The following is a 24,432-nucleotide window of genomic DNA, read 5'->3' as shown; positions in this document are numbered from 1 at the left end:
CCGCTCCGCTCCGGTGATCAAGAGAAAAGCGTCAGGAGTGATCTCCACGATGACGCGAACCTCTTGATCAACTGACGCGAACCTCTTGATCACCGCGACGGCGGGGCCGAGGGGCGCGGGAGGGCAGGGGACCGGAGGGCCGGCGGGGACGGAGACCGGGACTGCACGGGGCGGGCGGTGGGGGACGAGAAGGAGATCCACGTGAGTGTGAGTGACGAGCTGCGGGGCCGTACCGTCGGCGTGCTCGGCGGGACGGGGCCGCAGGGGCGGGGGCTCGCCCGGCGGTTCGGGGCGGCCGGGCTGGACGTCGTACTCGGGTCGCGGGACGCCGAGCGGGCCGAACGGACGGCCGCCGCGCTGCCCGGCCGGGTCCGGGGCGGGTCGAACGCCGACGCAGCCGGGCAGGCCGACATCGTGGTGGTCGCGGTGCCCTGGGACGGGCACGCCGAGCTGCTCACCACGCTCGCCCCGGCACTGGCCGGGAAGATCGTCGTGGACTGCGTGAACCCGCTGGGCTTCGACAAGCAGGGCGCCTACGCGCTGGCCGTCGCGGAGGGTTCCGCCGCCCAGCAGGCCGCCGCGCTCCTTCCCGGGTCCCGGGTCGTCGCGGCGTTCCACCATGTCTCCGCCGTGCTCCTGGAGGACCCGGAGCTCGACGCGGTCGACACCGACGTCCTGGTGCTCGGCGACGACCGCGAGGCCACCGACCTGGTCCGGGAACTCGCCGCCGCCATCCCCGGGGTGCGGGGCGTCTACGGCGGGCGGCTGCGCAACGCCCACCAGGTCGAGGCGTTCACCGCCAACCTCATCTCGGTCAACCGGCGCTACCGGGCCCACGCGGGCCTGCGTATCACCGACGTGTGACCCGGTCCGGCACGAAGGAGCACAGGATGGAACTCGCAGGTACCGCCGCCATCGTCACCGGCGCCGCGTCCGGCCTCGGCGCGGCCACCGCCGCCGCGCTGGCCGGCGCGGGCGCCACCGTCCACGGCTTCGATCTCGGGTCGGCCATCGCCGCCGCCGGTGACGCGCCGGCCGGGGTGCGCCTCGTCGACGTCGACGTGTGCGACCCGGCGGCGGTCCGTGCGGCGGTCGACCGGGCCGCCGTCGGGGACCATCCCCTGCGGACGGTGGTGAACTGCGCCGGCATCGCCCCGTCGCAGCGGATTCTCGGCCGGCGCGGCGTCCACGACCTCGAGCTGTACGCCCGCGTCGTCCGGGTCAACCTGATCGGCACCTTCACCGTGCTGACGCTCGCCGCGGAACGGATCGCGGAGACCGCCCCGGACGGGCACGGCCAGCGGGGCGTGATCGTCAACACCGCGTCGGTCGCGGCCTACGAGGGCCAGGTCGGCCAGGCGGCGTACGCGTCGTCCAAGGGCGGCATCGTCGGGCTCACCCTGCCGGCCGCCCGTGACCTCGCCCCGCACGGCATCCGGGTGATGACCATCGCGCCCGGCATCATGCTGACGCCGATGATGCAGACCGTGTCGTCGGAGTACCGGGCCGGCCTCGCCGCCGGGGTGCCGTTCCCGGGCCGCCTCGGCGATCCGGGGGAGTACGCCGCCCTCGTGCTCTCCCTGATCGGCAACGACTACCTCAACGGCGAGGTCATCCGCCTTGACGGCGCCCTCCGGATGGCACCCCGCTGATCCCGCCGCGCGGCCCGGCGGGCCGGAGCACATCGGCACGCCGGGCGGGCGGGAACGTAGACCGACCTGGTGTGCCGGGGGGCGGCTCGGGGGCCGGTGTGGCCGACCACCGGTGTAGCCCGGTGAGCGGACGACCGCAACGTGACGTCCGCGCGAAAGAGGCGATTCCCCCGCGCCGGGAAAAGCGTCGTCACCCGGCCGCGTCGGCCGGTGCGATGCCCGGGTGACCGTTTCTCTCCGCATCGATGTTGCGCACCGTATCGGATGATCCCTCATGCGTCGGCATTTCTGGTCCGACGGTTCTTTCCACGATTCCGGTGCCCGAAACCGTCCTGCCGACCGACCGGAAAAGGTATTCGGCTAATCGTTCCCACTGTCTCGATGGGTACCGAAACTGTCGGCTCTCCGCGATGGGGAGGGGCCGGCGTGTCCGGATGGCGCGGGTCGGACGGCGGTGGGTGGTCGGTGGTGCCGTCCCGGGGGACGCCCTTCGCCGCCCGTCGCCGAGAAAAGCGCCCGGGGCAACGATTCGTCGAGGCAACCAAATGGCGAGCCAGAGATTGCCGGAGGCAATCATCAGGGTTGTTCACCATTGCGGGGTTGACCGCATGTTAATCGATCAACTTCGATCACGGCCGCCGGATCTCCTGTTCAGGGCGGTCATGACCGAAATGTTGCGGTAAGTGTTAACGGGGGATCGTTGCCCCTCTTGGGGGTTTGGCCCGCCCTGGTGGTGCCTCGCCACCGATTGGTCCAGGTGTGCGCACCGCCGGATGTCCAGCTTCTGAGGGTGGCTGCGGTTCTGTTCGCCCCAACTCGATTCTGTGATTGGTCGGGGTGATTTGGTAAACCGAAAGTGATCATCCCAGCTCAGTGCAATTCTCAGCTTTCATTCAGGCTGCTTTATGCATGTGACCCACGTCACACTTCGCCAGTTCGAGCATGGTCCACAAGCAGGACTTCCTTCTTGTTAGCGTTCTCATTCACCATCGCCGGCGAACCCGCGTATTGACCATGAGGAACGTGGAAACGTACTCTCTTGGCAATCCCACATCCGCATTGGACGGTTGCTTTCCAGGGCTGACGACTGATCGGAGCAGGCCCATGTTCGATGTAATCGTTGTCGGTGCACGCTGCGCGGGTTCGCCCGTGGCAATGCTATTGGCCCGGCAGGGCCACCGGGTTCTGATGGTCGACCGCTCCTCCTTTCCGAGCGACGCGGTGTCGACCCACTACATCCACCAGGCCGGGCTGTCCCGCCTCCAGGCGTGGGGACTGCTCGACGAGGTGATCGACGCGAAGACGCCGGCCATCCGGACGATGAACTACGCCAACCACGGCATCCCGTTGATCGGGTTCGCCGACCCGATCGACGGGATCGACGCCGTCTACTGCCCGCGTCGGGTCGTGCTCGACGAGATCCTGGTCAACGCGGCCCGCCGGGCCGGCGTCGAGGTCCTGGAGCAGTTCACCGTCTCCGACCTGGTCTTCTCCGACGGTCGGGTGGTCGGCATCCGGGGTCGCGAGGGCGACGGGCCGGAGCAGGAGTTCCGGTCCACGGTGGTGGTCGGCGCCGACGGCTTCCACTCGACGGTGGCCCGGAAGGTCGGCGCGGAGCTGTACAACGTGCGGCCCGCCGCCGGATTCACCTACTACTCCTACTACAGCGGCCTGGACTGGGGCCTGCACCACAAGACCGGCTTCCACGAGCAGTGGTTCGGCACCTGGCCGACCAACGGCGACGTCAACATGGTCGCCGTCATCTGCACCCGCCGGCAGCTCAAGGAGTTCCGTCAGGACCCCGAGGCGCGTTTCCTGGCCGTCTTCGACGACGTCGAGCCGGAGATGGGCGCGCAGCTACGCGAGCAGGGCCGGCGCGAGGAACCGCTGCGGCCGATGCGCTACCCGGACAACTACTACCGCCGTTCGCACGGCCCCGGCTGGGCGCTGGTGGGCGACGCCGGCTACCACAAGGACCCCATCACCGGGTGGGGCATGACCGACGCCTTCCTGCACGGCGAGCTGCTCGCCGACCGCATCCACGAGGCGCTCTCCGGCGAGCGGACCATGGACGACGCCCTCGCCGACTACGTCAAGGTGCGCGACGAGGAGAGCGCGCCGGTCTACGACTACACCACGGCGATGGCCGAGCTGACCCTCGACCCGTACCTGGAGGCGGTGCTGGGCGCGATCAGCACCAGCCGGGAGTGGACCACCAAGATGCTCGGCATGATCGCCGGCGGGGTCGAGGGGCACGAGCTGTTCGCCCCCGACAACCTGGACCGGATCTACGACGACGCCGGCGTCCCCCAGCACAAGCGGATCTACGAACCGTCCTGATCGGCGTGAGGCCGCGCCCGACAGCGCGGCACGACGGTGGAGGACGTCCCCGTCCTCCGCCGTTCGTTCGTGGCACTTGACCCCCCCGGAGGAGGCAGGCAGATGACGCGCGCGTCCAGCATGTTCGATCTCATCGGCCAACAGGACGACCAACGGCCGTACTACGACACCGGCGGTCGTGGCCGGTCCCACGCGTTCTACACCGGCGAGGAGCAGCACCAGCGGGAGCTGGAACGGATCTACCGCCGCCGCTGGCTGCCGGTGGACCACGTCTCCCGGTTCACCGAGAAGGGCTCCTACGCGACCCTGACCATCGGCACCGGCTCCATCCTGATCATCAACGGCGACAACGGCATCCAGGCGTACCACAACTACTGCCGCCACCGGGGGTACCGGCTGGTGGAGGAGGCCGCCGGCAAGCGGCAGAGCATCGTCTGCATCTACCACTGCTGGGTCTACGACCGCAACGGCAAGCTCAAGAGCTTCAACGGCACGTACTTCGACCACTTCTTCGACAAGGAGAAGAACGGCCTGCTGCCGGTGCGTACCGAGATCCGGTTCGGGGTCGTCTTCATCACCTTCTCCGACGACGCGCCCGACCTCGACGCCTCCCTCGGCGAGTTCGGCGAGTTCGCCCGGGTCTACGAGCTGGCCGACCTGAAGTGCGTGCAGGCCAAGGACTACCCGGTCGCCTCCAACTGGAAGCTGGTGGCGCACAACGTCAACGAGAGCCTGCACTTCCCGACGGCGCACAAGGACCTGCACCGGATCACCGACTTCGACGACGCGGGCACCTACGAGCTCAAGGGCGACATCGTCGGCGCGTGGCAGGTCATCCGGGACAAGTACAACTCGGTGTCGATGACCGGACGCAGCGACCGGGCACCCATGCCGCTGGTCCCGGACGCCGACCTCAAGAAGATCAACTGGATCACCATCCTGCCGAACCTGCTCTTCGGCTTCACCGCCGACTACGTGATGATGCAGTGGGTCTGGCCGGAGAGCCCGAGCACCTGCTACGTACGGCACTTCTGGCTGTTCCACCCCTCCGAGACGGCCCGCAGCGACTTCTCGCACGAGGCCGTCTTCGCGCTCTGGGACAAGGCCAACTACGAGGACTGGGAGATGTGCGAGCGGACCCACCGCGGCCTGTCCAACCCGTTCTGGTCGCCCGGCCAGCTCTCCCTGGACGAGGAGGTCGTCTCCCAGATCGACGCCTGGGTGGCGCGCGAGACGGCCGACCCCGTCGACACCGAGGGATGACGGCCGTGGTCACCTGCTTCCTCATCGGCGGCACCCGGGTCCTGGCCCGCTGCGCCGACCAGCTCGTCGCGGCCGGGGTACGGATCGAGGGCGTCTTCACCGACGAACCGGTCGCCACCGCCTGGGCGGACGCGCACGACGTCCCGGTGCTCGACCCGCACGCCGACCTCGCCGCCGCGCTCACCGCCACCGAGGTCGACTACCTGTTCAGCATCGTCAACTTCCGGATCCTGCCCGGCCCGGTGCTGGCGCTGCCGCGGGTCGCCGCGATCAACTTCCACGACGGTCCACTGCCCCGCTACTCCGGCAGCAACGTCGCCGCCTGGGCGCTCTACGAGGGGGCGGGCCGGCACGCCGCGACCTGGCACCGGATGACCGAGGCGGTCGACGCCGGCCCCGTGCTGCTGGAGCGGTGGTTCCCGGTCCGCACCCACTCCACCGCGCTGTCCCTGACCTACGAGACCGCCGAGGTGGGCATCGCGCTCTTCGCCGACCTCGTCCCGTACCTGCTGCGGCGCGCACTGCCCGAACCGGTCGACACCGCCGACCGTGAGCGCCGCTTCTACCACCAGCGCGACCGGATCGCCGGCGGCGGGCTCATCCACGCCGGCACCTCCGCCGTCGAGGCCGAACGCATCGCCAAGGCCCTCGACTACGGCACGTTCCCCAACCCGCTCGGGGTGCCGGCCCTGGTCACCGCCCAGGGCGCGGTGTTCACCCGGCAGATCCGGCGCATCCCCCGCGAGGACCCGCCGTCGGTGACCGTCACGACGGCCGTGACCGACTCCGCGATCACCCTGTCCACCCCCGACGGCGACCTGCTGCTGAGCGACTTCACGGCCACCGACGGCAGCGCGCTCAGCGGCCGGGCCGTGGCCCAACGGCTGGGCATCGCCCCGGGCCGGCCGCTGCCGGCCGCTCCCCCCGGGCGGCTGGCCGCGATCGCCGAGGCACAGGGACCACTGCGCCGGCACGAGTCCTGGTGGAAGGCCCGGCTGACCGACCTGCGGCCCGCGCCGCTGCCCGCCGAGGACTTCTCCGCCGCGTCCGCGCACTACGGCCGGTACGAGCTGGCGTACCTGCCCCGGTCGTGGGCCGAGACGGTCACCGTGATCCGCGCCTTCCTCGCCGTCCTCGCCGAACGGATGGAGGCGCCGAGCTTCGACTTCGCCTGGTCGGCCTCGTCCGCACCGGCACTGGCCGAGGCGACCCACGGGCTCGCCGTCGCCCGCGTCCCGGTCCGTTTCGACGCCGCCGCCGCCGACGAACTGGCCGCCCGCCTCGACGAGGCGACCGCCCGCCACGGGTACGCCACCGACCTGGAGGTACGCCTCGGCCTGGCGTACCGCCCGGTCGGCGCCGACGGGCCGACCTTCACCCGGATCGCCGTCCTCCAGCGGCACCCCGACGACGAGGCGGCCACCGAGCCGGACACCGAGATCGCCCTGCTCTGCCTGCACGACGGCCCGCCCACGGTCTTCGTCCGCGAAACCGCCATGTCCGCCGACGAGGCGCTGGAGTTCGCCGAGCGGGTCGAGGACCTCGCCCTCGGGGCCATGCTCCTCGGCACCGCCGCGCCGATGCCCGCCCCAGCCTCGGCACCGGCACCCGCCGACGCAGGCGCGTCGGCGACGACCGGGCCCGCCCCGACCGACGGGTCCGCGCCCGCCCCGGCCACCGATCCGCTCGCCGCCGGCCCCACCGATTCCGCCGGCCCGCCCGACGTCACGGCGCACCCGGAGCCCGCGCCGGAGCCCGCCGCCCCCGTACCCACCGTGCTGGACCTGTTCGCGGCGACCGTGGCCGCCCGACCGGACGCCGTCGCGGTCCGCAGCGGGGCCCGGCGGATCGACTACGCCACACTGGACGCCTGGGCCGACGCCATCGCCGCCCACCTGTACGACCAGGGGCTCGGCGCCGGGTCCGTCGTCGGCCTGCTGACCGAGCGCGGCCCCGACCTGGTCCCGGCCATGCTCGGCATCCTCCGGGTCGGGGCGGCGTTCCTACCGCTCGACCCGAACTACCCGGTGGAACGGCTGCGCCGCTACGCGCAGGTCGCCGAGTGCGACCTGATCCTCGCCGACGAGCACAGCCTCGCGTGCGGCGAGGCGGTCGGGCCGGTGCTGCCGATCCCCGGCCCGGACGGCTCCGCGCTGGCCGTGCCGCCCACCGTCACCGGCGCGGACCTCGCCTACGTGCTGTTCACCAGCGGGTCGACCGGGGAGCCGAAGGGGGTGGAGATCGGGCACGCCGCCCTGGCGAACTTCCTGACCGGCATCGGGGAACGGCTCGACGTCACCGGGACCGACACCGTGCTCGCGCACACCACCGTCGCCTTCGACATCTCCCTGCTGGAACTGCTGTTGCCGCTGACCGTCGGCGCGACCGTGACCCTGGCGTCCCGGGCGGTGGCCCGCGACCCGCACCGGCTCGCCGACCTGATCGGCGAGGTCACCGTCGCCCAGGCCACCCCGAGTATGTGGCGGCTGCTGCTGGAGACCGGCTGGACGCCGACGTCCCGGCTCACCGTCCTGTCCGGCGGCGAGGCCCTGGTGCCGGCGACCGCCCAGCAACTGCACGGCACCGCCCGCGCCCTGTGGAACCTCTACGGCCCCACCGAGGCGACGATCTGGGCGTCGGCCCACCGGGTCGAGTCGGTCGGCGCGTTCCTGCCGCTGGGCGAACCGCTGCCCAACCTCGCCCTGCACGTGCTCGACGCCGACCTGGCGCCCGCCGACACCGGCGAGCTGTACCTGTCCGGTGTCGGCCTGGCCCGCGGCTACGTCAACCGTCCGGACCGGACCGCCGAGGTGTTCCTCACCCACCCGGTCAGCGGTCAGCGGCTCTACCGCACCGGGGACACCGTCCGGCGGCACGCCGACGGCGCGATCGAGTGGCTGGGCCGGGCCGACTCGCAGGTCAAGGTCCGGGGCAACCGGATCGAACCGGCCGAGATCGAACGCGTCCTGGCGGAGTACCCCGGGGTCACCGCCGCCGCCGTCATCGCCGTCGCCTTCGAGGGCCGGGGCGAACCGCGGCTGACCGCGTACCTCGTCGGCGAGCGCACCCTGGTCAAGGCGGAGCTGGACACCTTCGTCGGCGGGCGGCTGCCCGAGTACATGGTGCCGGACGCCTACGTGCGGCTCGACGCGATGCCGTTGACCGACAACGGCAAGATCGCCCGCAACCGGCTGCCCCGGCCGGACCGGCACACGATCATCCGCACCGGCGTACCCTCCGTCGCGCCCGTCGCGCCCGTCGCGCCCGTCGCGCCCGTCGCGCCCGTCGCGCCCCCGGCGGCCACCGCAGCCACCCGCGAACCGACCGTCGTCCCGGAGCCGACCGCGCCGGAACGGACCGCCGCGCCGGAGCCGGCCGTCGTCCGGGAGCCCGCCGTCGTCCCGGAGCCGACCGTCGCGCCGGAGCAGCGCATCGCGCGGGTGTTCGCCGCCGTGCTCGGCCACGACGAGTTCCTGGTCACCGACAACTTCTTCGACCTCGGCGGGGACTCGGCCAACGTCACCCGCGCGGCGCTGGCGCTCACCGAGGAGTTCGGCGTCGCGGTGAGCCCACCGGCCATCTTCGCCACCGGCACCCCCGAACGGCTCGCCGAACTGCTCCAGCCCGCACCCGGCACGCCCGCACGCTCCCGGCCCGACACCACCGGGGCGACCCCCGAACAGGCCGTCGTCGCTGCCGCCGAGGCGGTCGTCGCGGCCACCACCGACACGGCCGCCGAGCGTACCGTCGACGCCGCGCCGGACCCGGCACACCCCGCCCCGGCCGGTACGACCGGCGGACCTCGGGCCACCACCGGTGACCCGGCCGCACCCGGCACCGTACGAAAGGACCCGTCCCACCGGCCCGCCCCGGCGAACGCGTCCGGGACCCCGGCCCCCGACACCGTCGAGGAGCCGCTCGCCGTCATCGGGTTGGCCTGCCGGTTCCCCGGCGCGGCCACCCCCGACGAGTTCTGGGCCAACCTCGCCGAGGGGGTGTCCAGCGTCGGCGACGCGCCGACCGGACACCGGGGCTGGGGCCACCTCTGGTCCGCCGCCGACGAGGTGCCGACCGGCTGGGTCGACCGGGTCGAGCACTTCGACGCCGCCCGGTTCCAGCTCACCGACCGGGAGGCCCGACGGCTGGACCCGTTGCAGCGGCTGCTGCTCAGCGTCACCGACGAAGCCCTGGAGAGCTGCGGCCACACCGCCGCCTCCCTCGGCACCGCCACGGGCGTCTTCATCGGCACCATCGCCAGCGACTTCCCCGAACTGGTGGCGGGCAGCATCGGGGCCGGCGACCCGCACGTGGCCACCGGCACGGCGGTGTCGATGGTCGCCAACCGGCTCTCCCACGCCTTCAACTGGTCGGGGCCGAGCTTCGCCGTCGACACGGCCTGCTCGTCCTCGCTGGTCGCCCTGCACCAGGCGGCCATGCACCTGCGCGCCGGGGAGGTGGACGCGGCCGTCGTCGGCGCGGCCAACCTGGTGCTGACCCCCACCAAGACCCGGTCCTTCCTGCGCAACGGCATGCTCTCCCCGACCGGGGTGTGCCGGACCTTCGACGACGACGCCGACGGGTACGTCCGCGGCGAGGGCTGCGGGGTCATCGTCCTCAAGCGGCTCGCCGACGCCGAACGCGACGGCGACCCGGTCCTCGCGGTGGTCCGCGGGTCCGCGGTGAACCACACCGGTGCCGCCGGCTTCCTGACCGCACCGAGCAGCACCGCCCAGCAGGCGGTGATCCGCAGCGCCCTGCGGCGGTCCGGCATCGAGGCGGACGGGGTCGGCTACATCGAGGCGCACGGCACGGGCACGCAGCTCGGTGACCTGATCGAGCTGGAGGCGTTGCAGGCCGCCCTGGGCGCGGCGCGGCGCGGCACGGTGGCGGTCGGCTCGGTGAAGACGAACATCGGCCACCTCGAACCGGCGGCCGGGATCGCCGGCCTGATCAAGACGATCCTCGCGCTGCAGGCGGACCGGATTCCGCCCTCGGCCCACCTCACCTTCCCGAACCGGGCGTTCCGCTTCGAGAACTCGCCGCTGTTCGTCCCGGACCGGCTCGTCCCGTGGGCCGGGCCCCGGGTCGCCGGGGTCAGCAGCTTCGGCTTCGGCGGGGTCAACGCGCACGCCGTCCTCGCGGCGGCCCCGTCGCCGACCCGGGTGCCCGCCCGGACCGGCACCGGCCTGCTCACCCTCTCGGCGGGCTCCGAGGAGGGGCTGCGCACCCTCGCCGACCGGCTCGTGCACCTGCTGAGGTCGCCGTACTGCCCGCCGCTGGCCTGGATCTGCGTGGCCAGCCGGCAGCGGCCGGCGGCGACGTACCGGCTCGCCTGCGTGGTGGACACCGTCGAACAGCTCGACGACAAGCTGATGCTGTTCCTCGCCCGTGCCGAGGGCACCCGGAACCTCTACACCGGGATCGTCCCCACCCCGTCGGGGCGGACCCTGCCCCCGTTGGGCGACGCGCCCGGACGCGACGCCCTCGACACGGCGGCCCGCCGCTTCGTGGCCGGCGACGGCCTGGTGGCCGAGGAACGCGCCCCGGTGCGCTTCCCCACCGCCCCGCACGAGGAGAAGCACCTGTGGCTGACGCCCGCGTCGACGGCGGGGCGGCTCCCGGCGGCCGGTGTGCCGGCGACCACCCCACCCGGGTCGTGGACCGAGCACCCGGAGGCCCGGGAACACGTGGTGCTGGGCGACCCGACACTGCCCGGCGCCGGCTACCCCGGCAAGGTCGCCGAGCTGCTCGGCCGGGACGCCTTCACCCTGCGGGACCTCACCTTCCGGGCCACCGTACGGCCGCCGGCGACGCTCACCGCGGAGCGGCACGGCAGCCGGGTCACCTTCCGCGACGGCACCACCGCCGTGGTCTGCGACCTGGAGGTGGCCGACCCCGAACCGGCCGATCCGACGCTCACCCCACCGGCCGCCACCGTCGGGCTCACCCCGGTCGACCTCGACGGCATGTACCGCGACTTCGACCGCAACGGCCTGCGGTACGGCCCGAGCTTCCGCTGCGTACGCCAACTGTCCACGGCGGACGGTGTGGCGACCGGCACCCTGCGGGTCGATGCCGGACCCGACGCCGGCCCGGTGGACGCCCGGCTGCTCGACGGCGCCTTCCAGGTGGCCCTCGCCGCCTGCGGGGCGCAGGGCCTCTACGTGCCGTTCACCGTCTCCCGGCTGACCGTGTGGGGCCCGCTCACCGGTGAGGTACGCGTGCACGCCCGCCGGGACCGGGGCAGCGCGCCCGACGCCGGGCTGCTCACCGCCAGTCTGGTGGTGCTCGACGGCGACCGGCCGGTGCTCACCGCCCGGGGCGTCACCTGGCGTCGGATCTCCCCGGCCCCGCCGCCCACCCCGCCCACCGGGACGGGCGCGCACGACCGGGCCCGGTTCGACGGCACCACCCCGACCGGCGTCCCCGGGCACCGTGGCACCCCGCCCGGGTCCACCCCGGCCCACGGTGCCGACGGCAACGGTCGGGTCCCGGCCGCGTCCGGACCCGGCACCGCCGCCGCAGCCCCCCTGCCGGTCAACGGAACCGCCGTCTCCCGACCCGTCAACGGTGCCGGCGACCTCGGCCAGACGCTGGCCCGGTGGATCGCCGAAGGCCTGGAGACCGACGTCGAGACCCTCGAACTGGACCGCCCCTTGGAGGCCCAGGGGCTCGACTCGATGCTGGCCGTCTCGCTGGCCCAGGACATCCGCACCCGGCTCGGCGTGGACATCCCGGTCACCCTGCTGCTCGAGGTGGGGACGGTGGAGAACCTCGCCCGGGAACTGCGCGACTCGTACGGCGTCACCGCCGTACCCGGTGCCGCGTCGACGCCCGGCGCGGTGCCACCCGTTCCGGGCGGTGGTTCGCCGGCCGGGGTGCCGGTCGCACCGACGGCCGACGCGCCCCCGGTCGACCTGCCCGCGACGGCGGCTCCGGCTTACGCCCCGGCCGTCCCGGCTCCGATCGCTCCGGCTCCGGACCCGGCGGGTTCGGCTGCGGTGACACCGGTCGCGGTGGCGACCTCGACGGCTCCGGACCGGCACGACATCGCCATCGTCGGCATCGACGGCGTCTTCCCCAACGCCAGCAACCTCGACGAGCTGTGGGAGGTGCTCACCAGGGGCGAGGACTGCCTCCGCGAGGTCCCGAAGTCCCGCTGGGACATCGACGACTACTACTCCGACGCGGCCGAGCCCGGCACCGTCTACCTGCGCCGGGCGGGCTTCGTCGACGACCTGACCGACTTCGACGCGCCGTTCTTCCGGATCTCACCGGCCGAAGCCCAGTGGATCGACCCGCAGCAGCGCCACCTCATCCAGTCCGCCTGGCGCGCGTTGGAGGACGCCGGCCTGTCGGGCCGTACGGCCGGCCGGTCGACAGGCGTGTTCGTCGGCGCGAGCTACCAGCACTACCGGGACATGGTCGTCGGGGACGTGGTGCAGACCGCCGCCGGGCTGGGCAACCACAACGCCATCCTGGCGAACCGGGTGAGTTATTTCCTGGATCTGTCGGGGCCGAGCATGACGATCGACACGTTGTGTTCGTCGTCGTTGGTGGCGTTGCACACCGCCGTACGCAGCATCCGTAACGGCGAGTGCGACCAGGCGATCGTCGCCGGAGTCCACCTGGCCATGTCCCCGCAGTACTTCCAGCTCGGCTCCCGCCTGCGCTCGTTCTCCCCGACGGGTGCGTCGCGGGCGTTCGATGCGGGGGCGGATGGGTTCGTGCCGGGTGAGGGTGTGGTGACGGTGGTGGTGAAGCCGTTGGTGGATGCGGTGCGGGATGGGGATCGGGTGCGGGGGGTGATTCGGGGTTCGGCGGTGAATCACGGTGGTCGGACGAGTGGGTTGACGGTGCCGAGTAGTGCGGCGCAGCGGGAGGTGATCGTGGCGGCGTTGCGGGATGCGGGGGTTGGTGTGGAGGGGATGGGGATGGTGGAGGCGCATGGGACGGGGACGTCGTTGGGTGATCCGATCGAGGTGGAGGGTCTTACCCGGGCGTGGCGTGGGTTCACGTCGCGGACGCAGTTCTGTGCGATTGGTTCGTTGAAGTCGAATATTGGTCATTTGGAGCCGGCGGCGGGTCTTGCCGGGTTGGTGAAGGTGTTGTTGTCGTTGGAGCACGGGGTGGTGCCGGCGACGTTGCATGTGGTGCGGCCGAATGACCATATCCGGTTCGAGGACACGCCGTTCTTCGTGGCGGACAAGCCGGTGTCGTGGCCTCGGGTGGCGGGTGCGCCGCGTCGGGCGGCGGTGTCGGCGTTCGGGATGGGTGGGGTCAACGCCCACGTCATCGTCGAGGAAGCGCCGCTCCCGGCCGTCCGGGAGGTCGTGCCGCAGCAGTCGCACGTGGTCAAGGTGTCCGCGGCCAGTGAGGACGGCGTGCGTCGGCTCGCGGACGAGTATGCGCGCACATTCTCGGGTGTGGATTCGGCTGTGCTCGGTGACGTTGGTTTCACGGCGAATGTGGGTCGTGCGTCGCATCGGTTCCGGGTGGCGGTCCAGGGTTCTGACGGGTCGGAGTTGGCCGCCGGATTGAATGCGGTCGCGGGTGGGGATCGGCCGGTGGCCCGGTTGTCGAATCAGCCGCCGGTGTCGGTGTTCCTGTTCTCGGGCCAGGGTTCGCAGTACCCGGGGATGGCTGCGGGTTTGTACGCGACCGAGCCGGTGTTCCGGGCGGCGTTCGACGAGTGCGCCGAGCTGGTGGCGTCGGGTGGGGACGTGCCGTTGCGGGAGGTGGTGTTCGGAGCGCGCGGTGGCGAGCTGGTGCAGACCCGGTTCGCGCAGGTGGCGATCGTGTCGGTGCAGGTGGGGTTGGTGCGGTTGTTGGAGTCGTGGGGTGTTCGGCCGGGTCTGGTGGTGGGTCACAGCGTGGGGGAGTTGACCGCGGGGTGGGCGGCGGGGGTGCTGTCGTTGCCGGAGGTGTTGCGGTTGGCGGTGGTACGGGGTGGGCTGATGCAGGCGCAACCCGCGGACGGGGCGATGGCGGTGGTGTTCGCCGACGCGGGGTCGGTGGAGGCGGTGTTGCCGTCGTTTCCGGGGGTGGAGATCGCGGCGTTCAATGCTCCGCGCAGTGTGACGGTCTCCGGCCCGGCCGAGGCGGTGGAGGCGTTCGGTGCCGGGTCGGGGTTGCGGACGCAGCGGTTGACGGTCAGCCACGCGTTCCACTCGGCGGCGATGACCGGGGCGGTGGACCCGTTCGCCCAGGCGTTCGGGCAGGCGATGGCGTCACCGCCACGGATCGGTTTCGCCTCCACGGTGACGGGTGGTTGGCATGACGCCCGGTCGGTGGCCGACGGCCAGGTGTGGGGTTCGGGGATCCGCCGACCGGTGCGTTTCACCCAGGCGGTCGAAGCGGCCTGTGCAGCCGGCGGACGGGTCTTCTGGGATATCGGCGCGCATCCGGTGTTGACCGGTCTGGCGCGGGCGACCCTCACCGACACCGACCTGACCTGGCTGCCGACGCTGCGCCGCGACCACGACGACCAGACCCAGCTCCACACCGCCATCACGTCGTTCTACAACCAGGGCCACGGCGACCTCGACTGGGCCGGAATCCACCACGGGAAGGGACACCGCACCACCACCATCCCCACCTACCCCTTCGAGCGCCGGGAGCTGAGCGCACCCCGGTTCCCCGGTTCCGCCGCGCGGCGTCGACCGGAGCCGGAGGCTTCCGTACCCGCAGCGGGTGACGGGGCAGTCGGCCACCCGTTGTTCGACCGTCACTACGAGCACTGAGCGAGGGACCGTGACGTACCGGGTCGAAACCTACGAGAAGACCTTCGCCGCCCACGAGCCGTTCATCGCCCAGCACCGCTCCGGCGGTCTCGGCATCCTGCCCGCCGCCGTGCAACTGGAGATGGCCCTGCTGGGGGTCGCCCAACGTCGGGCGTTCCGCCCGCTCGAACTCGTCGACGTCGCCTTCGTCAGGCCGTTCACGGTCGCCGACGGCGAGCAGGTCACCGGCCGCCTCGACGTGACCCTGGGAGAGCGGGCCCGGTTCGAGCTGGGCGCGGTGACCCCCGGGGGCCGCCAGACGGTCTCCACCGGGTCGGGCGGACCGATCCCGTCGGGCACCCACCCGCCGGCCGCCTGGGCGGTGAGCTGCCCGGTACCCGTCCCGCCGGAACGCGTCTACGCCGGCTGGTCGGCCGCCGGCCTGATCTACGGGCCGGACTTCCGCACCGTACGCCGGCTCGCCGTCGGCACGGGCACCGCCGAGGCGACCCTGGAGACGGTGGCCCAGCCACTGCCGTGGTACTCCCACCCGCTGCTGATCGACGGCGTCTTCCAGGTGGTCAGCTGCGCCCTCCAGGACCTCACCGGTGGCGACCCGCCGGGGCCGATGCTGCCGATCGGGGTGGCCCGCCTCGCCCTGCACACCGAGCTGTCCCCGCTCAGCACCGGGGTGACCGTCCGGGTACGCCGTACCGCCGTGCGGGACGCCTGGTCCGTCGCGGACGCCATCCTGGTCGACGCCGCCGGCCGGGTCGTCGCCGAACTCACCGGGGTACGGATGCGCCGGTTGCCGGCCCCGCCCCCCGCACCGGCGACCGGGCGGCTGCTCACCCGGATCGACTGGGCCCCCGCCGCCGCCGCCGCCCCCGCCCCCGCGCAGCCGGCGGCCGGCACCTGGGTGGTCCTGCACCACGGCGAGCGGGACGGCCCGGGAGCGGCCACCGTGCGGGCCCTGCGCGCCGACGGGGCCCGGGTCGTCGAGGTGCTGCCCGAGCCACCGGCGTCGGGCCTCGGGGCCGACCAGCGGGTCGTCCCGGAGCCCGACGAGCCGGCGTTCCAGCAGCTCTGGGCGGAGCTGACGGACCCGGTCGCCGGGGTGGTGCACCTGTGGAACACCGGCCCGACCCGACCGGAAGCCACCGAACTGCGCCTGGGCCTCTACTCCTGCCTCGCCGCCCTGAAGACCCTCGGCCAGCGGCAGCGCTCCGGGCACTTCCTGGTCGGCACGGAACACGGCCAACCGGTGGCCGACGGCGACACCCCGGTGCCGGCCCGCGCCGCGCTGTGGGGCCTCGTCCGCACCGCCGCCGTCGAGTACCCGGGGCTGCGGCCCCGCCTCGTCGACCTCGACCCCGCCTCGGCCGCCGCCCTGCCGGCCGAGTTGGGCGACGGGGGGCCGGTGGAGACCGGCTACCGCGCCGGGGTACGGCACGTGCCGGTCCGCGTGCCCCTGGGCGCGTCCGACGGTGGCCGGCCGCCGGTCCGGCGGGGCGGCCGGTACCTGATCCTCGGCGGTCACGGCGGACTGGGCCTGGCGGTGGCCCGCCGCTTCGCCACCGACGGCGCCGGCCTGGTCGCCCTGGTCAGCCGCTCCGGCGGCGCCGGCACCGACGGGACCGTCCTGGCCGGCATCGAGTCGTACGGCTGCCGGGTGGTCTCGTTCGCCGCCGACGTCGGCGCGCCCGGCGCCCTGGCCGAGGTGGTACGGGAGATCCGCCACCGCTTCGGTGACCTGCACGGCGTGGTGCACGCCGCCGGCGCGCTGAAGGACGGCCTGCTGCGCGGCACCACCGCCGGGGACGTGGCCGAGGTGCTGCGCCCGAAGGTCGACGGCGCGCACGAGCTGGCCGCCGCCGTCGCCGGCACCACGCTGGACTTCGCCGTGCTGTTCGCCTCGGTCTCCGGCACCTTCGGCAACCTCGGCCAGGGCGGGTACGCCGCCGCCAACGCCTACCTCGACGCGTTCGCCCACGCCCGGGGCAACCCGTGGACCAGTGTGGACTGGGGGCTGTGGGGTGAGGTGGGCATGGGCACCGCCGTCGCCGAACAGCTCAGGCGTCGTGGCGTGCGGCCGCTGGGCACCGTCGAGGCGCTCGACGCGTTGATGACCGTCCTGCGCGACGACGTCCGGCAGGTCGTCATCGCCCACCCCGACGCCGCACCGGCCGGCGGGTCCGCCGGCACGGGGGAGACGCCGGGTGCCGGCACGCCTTCCGCCCGCCCGGCCCCCGCGTCGCCGGCCCCCGCCCACCCGGCACCGACCGCCGCCGGGCCGGGTGCGTCCCCGGGCGGTTCGTCCGGCAGCGCCGACACCGACGACGGGCGCACCGAGGACGGGCTCGCCGACTTCCTCGCGGAGCGGCTGGGCCTCGGCGACCTCGACCGGACCGCCCCGCTGACCGACTACGGCATCAACTCGATCCTGAGCGTCGAGCTGGCCGAGGAGCTGTCCCGGCGGTGGGCGGTCGCCCTCCCGGCCACCCTCTTCCTGGAGTACGGCGACTTCGCCGAGCTGGCCGGGGCGCTCGCCACCCGGTACGGCGCCCGGCCACCCGCCCCGCAGCCGGCACCGGCCACCGCGGCGTCCCCGCCGGCCCCCGCCGGGCCCTCCCCGACCGATGCCGCCTCCCCGGCCGATGCCGCCGCGCCGGTCGAACCGGTGTCCCCGCCGACGCCGCAGGCCACGCCGGCAACGGTGTCGGCACCGCTGTCCGTGCCGGGCGGCCCGGTCTCCGGGACCGTGCCGGGCCCCGCTGCAGCACCGGCTCCCGCCACCGGGCCGGCGCAACGGCGGGCCGGCGACATCGCTGTGGTGGCCGTCTCCGGCGACCTGCCCGGCGGACGCGACCTGGCCGACCTGTGGCCGATGCTGCGCGCCGGCACCGACGCCTTCACCGAGATCCCGGCGGAACGCTGGAACATCGACGACCACTACCAGCAGCGCGGCCCCGACATGACGGGCACCTACTGCCGCAGCGGCGCGTTCGTCGCCGGGATCGACCGCTTCGACCCGAAGTTCTTCGGCATCGCCGTGCGGGAGGCCGAGGAGATGGACCCGCAGCAGAAGCTGCTGCTGGAGCACGCCTGGTCGGTGGTGGACGACAGCGGGCTCGCCGGCCGGCGGGACATCGGCGTGTTCGTGGGGGCCACCTACACCCATCACCGCGACGCGCAGGGGCTGGCGGCCGTCGGCCCGCACACCGCGCTGGGCTCGATGAACGCCGTCCTGGCCAACCGGATCTCCTACGCGCTGGACCTCACCGGCCCCTCGCAGACCGTCGACACGCTCTGCTCGTCGTCCCTGGTCGCCCTCCAGCAGGCGGTGGTCAGCCTGCGTACCGGGCAGTGCGGCGCGGCCATCGTCGCCGCCTGCCACGTCGGGCTGACGCCCTGGTACTACCGCAGCCTCAGCCAGCTCGGCGCACTGTCGCCGACCCGGCCCCGGCCGTTCGACGACCGGGCCGACGGGTTCGTGCCCGGTGAGGGCGCGGTGGCCGTCATGCTGAAACGACTCGACGACGCCGAACGCGACGGTGACCGCGTCCACGCAGTGATCCGGGGCGCGGCGGTCAACCACGGCGGACGGGGCAGCGCCCTGCCCGTACCGCGCAGCGAGTCGCAGGTCGCGGTGATCCGGGCCGCGCTGGCCGACGCCGCGCTCACCCCGGCCGACATCTCCCTGGTCGAGACGCACGGCACGGCCACCCGGCTCGGTGACCCGATCGAGATCGCCGCCCTGGCCGAGGTCTTCGACGGCGACCGGCCCGAACCATGCCAGCTCGGCTCGGTCAAGGCGAACATCGGCCACCTGGAACCGGCGAGCGGCCTGGCCGGCCTCGCCAAGGTGCTGCTCTGCCTCGAACACCGTGAGATCCCGCCGCTGGCCGGGTTCGCGACGCTCGGCGCGCACATCACCCTGCCCCCGGGCCGGCTGGCCATCCCGACCGCACCGCAGCCGTGGCGGGCCACCGGGCCGCGCCGGGCCGGCATCAGCGCCTTCGGCATGGGCGGAACGAACGCCCACGTCGTCGTCGAGGAGTACACCCCCGCCCCGACCGCCCGCCCCGCCGACGGGCCGGCGCGCGAACACCTGCTGGTGCTGTCGGCGCACACTCCCGAGCTGCTGACCCGGCGGGTCGCCGACGTACGGCGGATGATCGAGGCGGACGACACGGTCGACGTCGGGGCACTGTGCTTCTCGGCCTCGGTGGGTCGGGTCCACCTGCCGTACCGGGTCGCCGTGCTCGGGGCGACCGGGGCGGCCCTCGGCGCGGGCCTGCGCCGGGCGCTGCGCCTCGGGCCCGAGCTGCCGGGCACGGTGCTGCGCGGCGACACGGTGCTCGCCGGTGACCCGGTGCCGGTCGGGCCGGACCTCGCCGAACGGTTGGCGCGCCACCTGCCGTGGCCCGCCGAGCGGATCGCCGCCGAGCTGCGAACCCCCGACGGCGGGCTGCTCACCGCGCTGGCCGGCTGGTACGTCGCCGGCCGGGACGTCGACTGGCGACCGTTGTACGACGGTGCCCGCCCGCGCCGGCTCGCCCTGCCGCCCTACCCGTTCCGGGACCGCGCCGACCGGGCGTCCGCCCGGCCGGTCCCCGGTCCGTCGACACCGCTCCCGGCGGTCGCCCCGGACCCGGCCGCCGGGCACCGGGAACCCGGGCTCGACCGGCTGCTGGACGCCCACCGGGTCTTCGGCCGGCAGACGGTGCCGGCGGCGGTCCTCGTCACCAGGGGGTTCGCCACCGCCGCCGTCCTGGAACGGCTCGCCTTCACCGCCCGGGGCACCGGGCACCACCGGCTCACCGTGGACACGACCGCCGGCAACACGGTGACGTTCCGCTACGGCGGCCAGGTCATCGGCCATCTCACCACCGGCGCGGTCCGGCCGCAGGGACCGCCCCCCGCACCGCTGCCGGTGGACCGGGAGTACGCCGCCCACCCCCGCACACTCGACCCGGCCGGCCTGTACGCGTGGTTCGCGGCGAAGCGGGTCGACTTCGGCGCGGCGCTGCGGGTCGTCGGCCACATCGCGTACGGCCCGACCGGGGTGCTCGTCCGGGTCGACCACGCCGACGCGGACCCGGCGGTGCGCGCGGTGGCCGCGCTCGACGCGGCGCTGCAGAGCATGGCGGTCCTGACCCTGGCCGATCCGGCCGCCTCCGCGCTGACCTACCTGCCGGTGTCGATCGGCCGGGCGGTGCGCTGGGCGGACCCGGTCGACACCCGGTACGTGCGGCTGCGGCTCACCGGTCAGGATCCCGACGGCAGCCGTCGGGCCGACGTCGTGCTGCTGGACACCGCCGGCCGGGTCCTGGTCTCCCTCACCGACGTGGTCTACCGGCCGGTCGCCGCCCCGACCGGCAACCCCGACCAGCCGGCGGACGCTTCCCCGACGGTGGGTCCGGCGGCCACGGCCGGGCGGCAGCCGGTGACCGCCTTCGCCGTCGAGGAAACCGTCGTCGAGGTGGTCCGCACGGTGCTGCGGGACCCGGACGTCACCGCGACCGGTTCGCTCGCCGCGACCGGCATCGACTCGATGCTCGCCACCATGGTCGCCGCCGACCTTCAGGAACGCCTCGGGGTGACGCTGAGCCCGGTGGAGGTGTTGCAGGCGCCCGACTGCCGCGCGCTGGCCGCCGTGGTGGCGTCCGTGCTGCCCGAGCAGACCCCGCCGACGACGGGTACCCCGGCCGTTTCCGCGCCAGGGGACGCCCCGGCCGTTTCCGGGCCCGGGGACGCCCCGGCGGCGGCCGGGGCCACCGCCGACGACATCCGTGCCAGCACCGACCAGCCCGCCCCGACTGCCTCCGCCGCCCGGGACCAGCCGCCCGCCAGATCGGACGGCGGCGACCGGGGTGACCTGGCCGTCATCGGGATCGCCTGCGCGCTGCCCGGTGCCACCGACCCGGAGGGCTTCTGGTCCCTGCTGGCGCGTGGGGGCAGCGGCATCGGTCCCGCGCCCGCGTTCCGCTGGGCGGGAGGTGGCGACGGGGCCGCGATCGGCGGCTTCCTGGGTCCGATCGACGAGTTCGACGCCCGCTTCTTCGACTTCTTCGCCAAGCAGGCCGAGGTGCTCGACCCGCAGGTCCGCTGGCTGCTGCGCACCGCGTGGGAGGCACTGGAGTCCGCCGGGATCGCCCCGCTGTCCACGCCCGCCTCGACAGGCGTGTTCGTCGGTGCCAGCTACCAGCACTACAAGGACTACAACCTCGCCCCGGAGCTGGACGCACCGAGCGGGCTGGGCAACCACAACGCGTTCCTGGCGAACCGGGTGAGTTATTTCCTGGATCTGTCGGGGCCGAGCATGACGATCGACACGTTGTGTTCGTCGTCGTTGGTGGCTCTGCACACCGCCGTACGCAGCATCCGCAGCGGCGAGTGCGACCAGGCCATCGTCGCCGGGGTGCGGCTGGCCATGTCCCCCCTGCACTACACCGCGATGCGGAACCTGCGGGCCCTCTCCCCGACGGGTGCGTCGCGGGCGTTCGATGCGGGGGCGGATGGGTTCGTGCCGGGTGAGGGTGTGGTGACGGTGGTGGTGAAGCCGTTGGTGGATGCGGTGCGGGATGGGGATCGGGTGCGGGGGGTGATTCGGGGTTCGGCGGTGAATCACGGTGGTCGGACGAGTGGGTTGACGGTGCCGAGTAGTGCCGCCCAGCGGGAGGTGATCGTGGCGGCGTTGCGGGATGCGGGGGTGGGTCCGGATCGGATCGGGATGGTGGAGGCGCACGGGACGGGAACCTCGTTGGGTGATCCGATCGAGGTGGAGGGTCTCACCCGGGCGTGGCGGGGGTTTACGTCGCGGACGCAGTTCTGTGCGATTGGTTCGTTGAAGTCGAATATTGGTCATTTGGAGCCGGCGGCGGGTCTTGCCGGGTTGGTGAAGGTGTTGTTGTCGTTGGAGCACGGGGTGGTGCCGGCGACGTTGCATGTGGTGCGGCCGAATGACCATATCCGGTTCGAGGACACGCCGTTCTTCGTGGCGGACAAGCCGGTGTCGTGGCCTCGGGTCGCGGGTGCGCCGCGTCGGGCGGCGGTGTCGGCGTTCGGGATGGGTGGGGTCAACGCCCACGTCATCGTCGAGGAAGCGCCACTCCCGGCCGTCCGGGAGGTCGTGCCGCAGCAGTCGCATGTGGTGAAGGTGTCCGCGGCCACCGAGGACGCGGTACGCCGCCTCGCCGCCGCCTACGCCGACTCCTTCGCGGCCGCCCCCGACGACCGGGCCACCGCCGACCTCTGTCACACCGCCAACGTGGGCCGTTCCTCGCTCGACTACCAGACCGCGGTGAGCGGCCCCACCGGGCAGGTGATCGCCGAGCAGCTCCGGGCGGTCGCCGACGGCCGGATCCCGGTCGCCCGCGTCGACTGCCACCGGCCCGCCGACCCGCTCCCCGCCGACCCGGCGCAGCGGCACGCGGTGGTGGTGGACCAGGTCCGGCAGGGCCGGGCTGACATCGACTGGGCCGCCCTGTCCGTGCCGGGCTCACGGAGCGTCGCGCTCCCCACCTACCCGTTCGACCGGGGCCGCTACTGGCACACCCGCCCCGCCGCGACGGTGACCGGGCCCGCCCCGGTCACCACCGTGGACCTGCCCCCGGAGCACACCCCACCGGTGGACCCCGGGCCCGCCGACGGCGGCCACCCCGGCGACCCGGCATCGACGCCGGCACCGGAGGCCCTGGTCACCCGGTGGCGACCCGCCGACCCACCGCCCGGCGCATCGGCCTACGGGGCCACCGTGCGGGTGGTCGTGGCGGACCCGGACCTCGGCGGTGCGGTCTCCGCCGCGCTCGCCGCCAAGGGCGCCGACCTGGCCCCCGACGGGGTGACCCCCCGCGCCCTGGTGGTGGTCGACGCCGTCCCCGGGTCCGCCGACACCGCACCGGACCTGCGCGGCTTCTGGGAGCAGCTCCGCTCCTACGCCGCCACCGTCCCGCCCCAGAGCAGGATGGTCTGGGTCGCACACCGGTCGGCCACCGTCGACGAGGCGGACCGGACGCTGCTCGACCCCGAGGCCGCCGCGCGGGCGTTCGCGGTCCGCGCCGCCGCCGCCGAGAACCGGTTCACCGTCGCCGTGCTCGACCTCGACCCGGCCGATCCGGTCGAGATCCGCGCCCGGCAGGTCGCCGCCGAGTTCGCCGCGCTGCGCACCGGCCCCGACACCGTGGTGGCCTACCGCCGTGGCAGCCGGTACGTTCCGACCCCGTCCCCGGCCCGGCCGGGACCCCCCGCCGACCTGGCCGGGGACGGGTACCACCTGGTCACCGGCGGCCTCGGCGCGGTCGGCCGGCGACTGGTCACGCACCTGGTGACGCGCGGCGCCCGACGCATCGGCATCCTCGGCCGGTCGCCTGTCGACGGGGCCGCCGAGGACTTCCTGCGCGGGCTGCGCCCGGAAGCCGAGGTGGACTACCAGCGGTGCGACGTCGCCGACCCGGTCGCGCTGACCGCCGCCGCCGCGTCCTTCACCTACCGGTGGGGCCGACTGCGCGGGATCGTGCACTGCTCCGGCGGGGTCAACCAGTTCGGGTCGCTGCGTCGTCGGCAGTGGTCGGAGGCGGCCCGGGTGACCGCCCCCAAGGTCGCCGGCTCCCGCAACGTGATCCGGCTCGCCCGCACCGAGGGCGCCGACCACGTCGCCCTGGTCTCCTCGATCGCCGGTGCCCTGCCCGACGCCGGCCGGGGTCTGGTGGACTACGCCCTGGCCAACGCGTACCAGTTGGCCCTGGCCGAGCAGGCCGGCGACGACGGCCCGACGGTGACCGCGCACGCCTGGCCGAACTGGTCCGGCATCGGCATGGCGGCGGACGAGTCGTTCTCCGCCGGGCACTCGATCACCCTCGACCAGGCGCTGGCCGGCTTCGACGCGCACCTGCTCACCGGGGGTGCCGTGGTGTTCCCCGGCAGCGCCGTACCGCAGCCGACCACCGTCTCCGCGCCGCCGCCGGCCGCCCACCGGGCCGCGTCGACGGCGGACCCCGAGCCCGCCCCGGCCGACCCCGTCCCGGCTGATTCCGCCGGTGGTGACGCCGCACCGGCCGGGCCGCCGTCAGACGGCGACCCGGGGGTCGCGTACCGGCTGGTGCGGGACGCCTTCGTCGACGTGCTCGGTGAGGACCCGGGTGACTGCCCCCTGCCCGACCTGGGGCTGGACTCGTTGGTCATCGCCGACCTGACCAGCGCCATCGAGCGGCTCAGCGGGACGACCGTCGACCCCTCGCTGGTGATGCGGTCCCGCACCATGGCCGACCTCGCGGCCCGGCTCACCGACCGGGCCGTACCACCCGCCCCGGCGGCCGGGACCGACCCGGTGATCAGGGCGGCCGGCGCGGTGTCGTCCGCGCCCGACCCGGACGGCCCGGTGCCCACGGCGAGCCTCAGTGCCCTGCTGCGGCCACTGCTCGCCACCGGCCAGCAGCCGCGCCACTGACCTG

The 24,432-nt window shown here is 73.8% G+C and carries 6 protein-coding genes; all 6 read left to right on the top strand.

The genetic code is table 11. From position 1 onward, the window contains the following. The first annotated feature begins 201 nt into the window (after window positions 1-201). Window positions 202-864, top strand: coding sequence for an NADPH-dependent F420 reductase (gene npdG / locus ACN265_RS16615; RefSeq protein WP_357927055.1), 663 nt, complete (start codon window positions 202-204; stop codon window positions 862-864). A gap of 26 nt (window positions 865-890) precedes the next feature. Next, window positions 891-1,652, top strand: a complete 762-nt coding sequence (locus ACN265_RS16610; protein WP_421408465.1) for an SDR family NAD(P)-dependent oxidoreductase — start codon at window positions 891-893, stop codon at window positions 1,650-1,652. A gap of 942 nt (window positions 1,653-2,594) precedes the next feature. Further along, window positions 2,595-3,992: an NAD(P)/FAD-dependent oxidoreductase gene (locus ACN265_RS16605; RefSeq protein WP_307826268.1), complete on the top strand. Its 1,398-nt coding sequence runs from the start codon at window positions 2,595-2,597 to the stop codon at window positions 3,990-3,992. Window positions 3,993-4,094: 102 nt separating this feature from the next. After that, the gene (locus ACN265_RS16600) at window positions 4,095-5,255 is read left to right on the top strand and encodes an aromatic ring-hydroxylating oxygenase subunit alpha (RefSeq protein ID WP_420116054.1); all 1,161 of its coding nucleotides are present in this window, start codon (window positions 4,095-4,097) and stop codon (window positions 5,253-5,255) included. Continuing rightward, the gene (locus ACN265_RS16595; RefSeq protein WP_421408464.1) at window positions 5,252-14,998 is read left to right on the top strand and encodes an amino acid adenylation domain-containing protein; all 9,747 of its coding nucleotides are present in this window, start codon (window positions 5,252-5,254) and stop codon (window positions 14,996-14,998) included. The genes ACN265_RS16600 and ACN265_RS16595 overlap by 4 nt, the downstream gene beginning before the upstream one ends. A 10-nt stretch (window positions 14,999-15,008) precedes the next feature. Next, window positions 15,009-24,428, top strand: coding sequence for an SDR family NAD(P)-dependent oxidoreductase (locus ACN265_RS16590; RefSeq protein WP_421408463.1), 9,420 nt, complete (start codon window positions 15,009-15,011; stop codon window positions 24,426-24,428). Window positions 24,429-24,432: the final 4 nt, after the last annotated feature.

This window comes from Micromonospora sp. WMMD730, from assembly GCF_049178955.1.
Taxonomy (GTDB): Bacteria; Actinomycetota; Actinomycetes; order Mycobacteriales; family Micromonosporaceae; genus Micromonospora; species Micromonospora wenchangensis.
Note: the sequence above shows the minus strand (reverse complement) of the source record. Positions and strands in the feature narration are given on the sequence as shown.

What these genes read in the sequence shown, in the direction of transcription:
- ACN265_RS16610 (WP_421408465.1), top strand. Translation starts at nt 891, where the DNA reads ATGGAACTCGCAGGTACCGCCGCCATCGTCACCGGCGCCGCGTCCGGC.
- ACN265_RS16605 (WP_307826268.1), top strand. Translation starts at nt 2,595, where the DNA reads ATGGTCCACAAGCAGGACTTCCTTCTTGTTAGCGTTCTCATTCACCAT.
- ACN265_RS16600 (WP_420116054.1), top strand. Translation starts at nt 4,095, where the DNA reads ATGACGCGCGCGTCCAGCATGTTCGATCTCATCGGCCAACAGGACGAC.
- ACN265_RS16595 (WP_421408464.1), top strand. Translation starts at nt 5,252, where the DNA reads ATGACGGCCGTGGTCACCTGCTTCCTCATCGGCGGCACCCGGGTCCTG.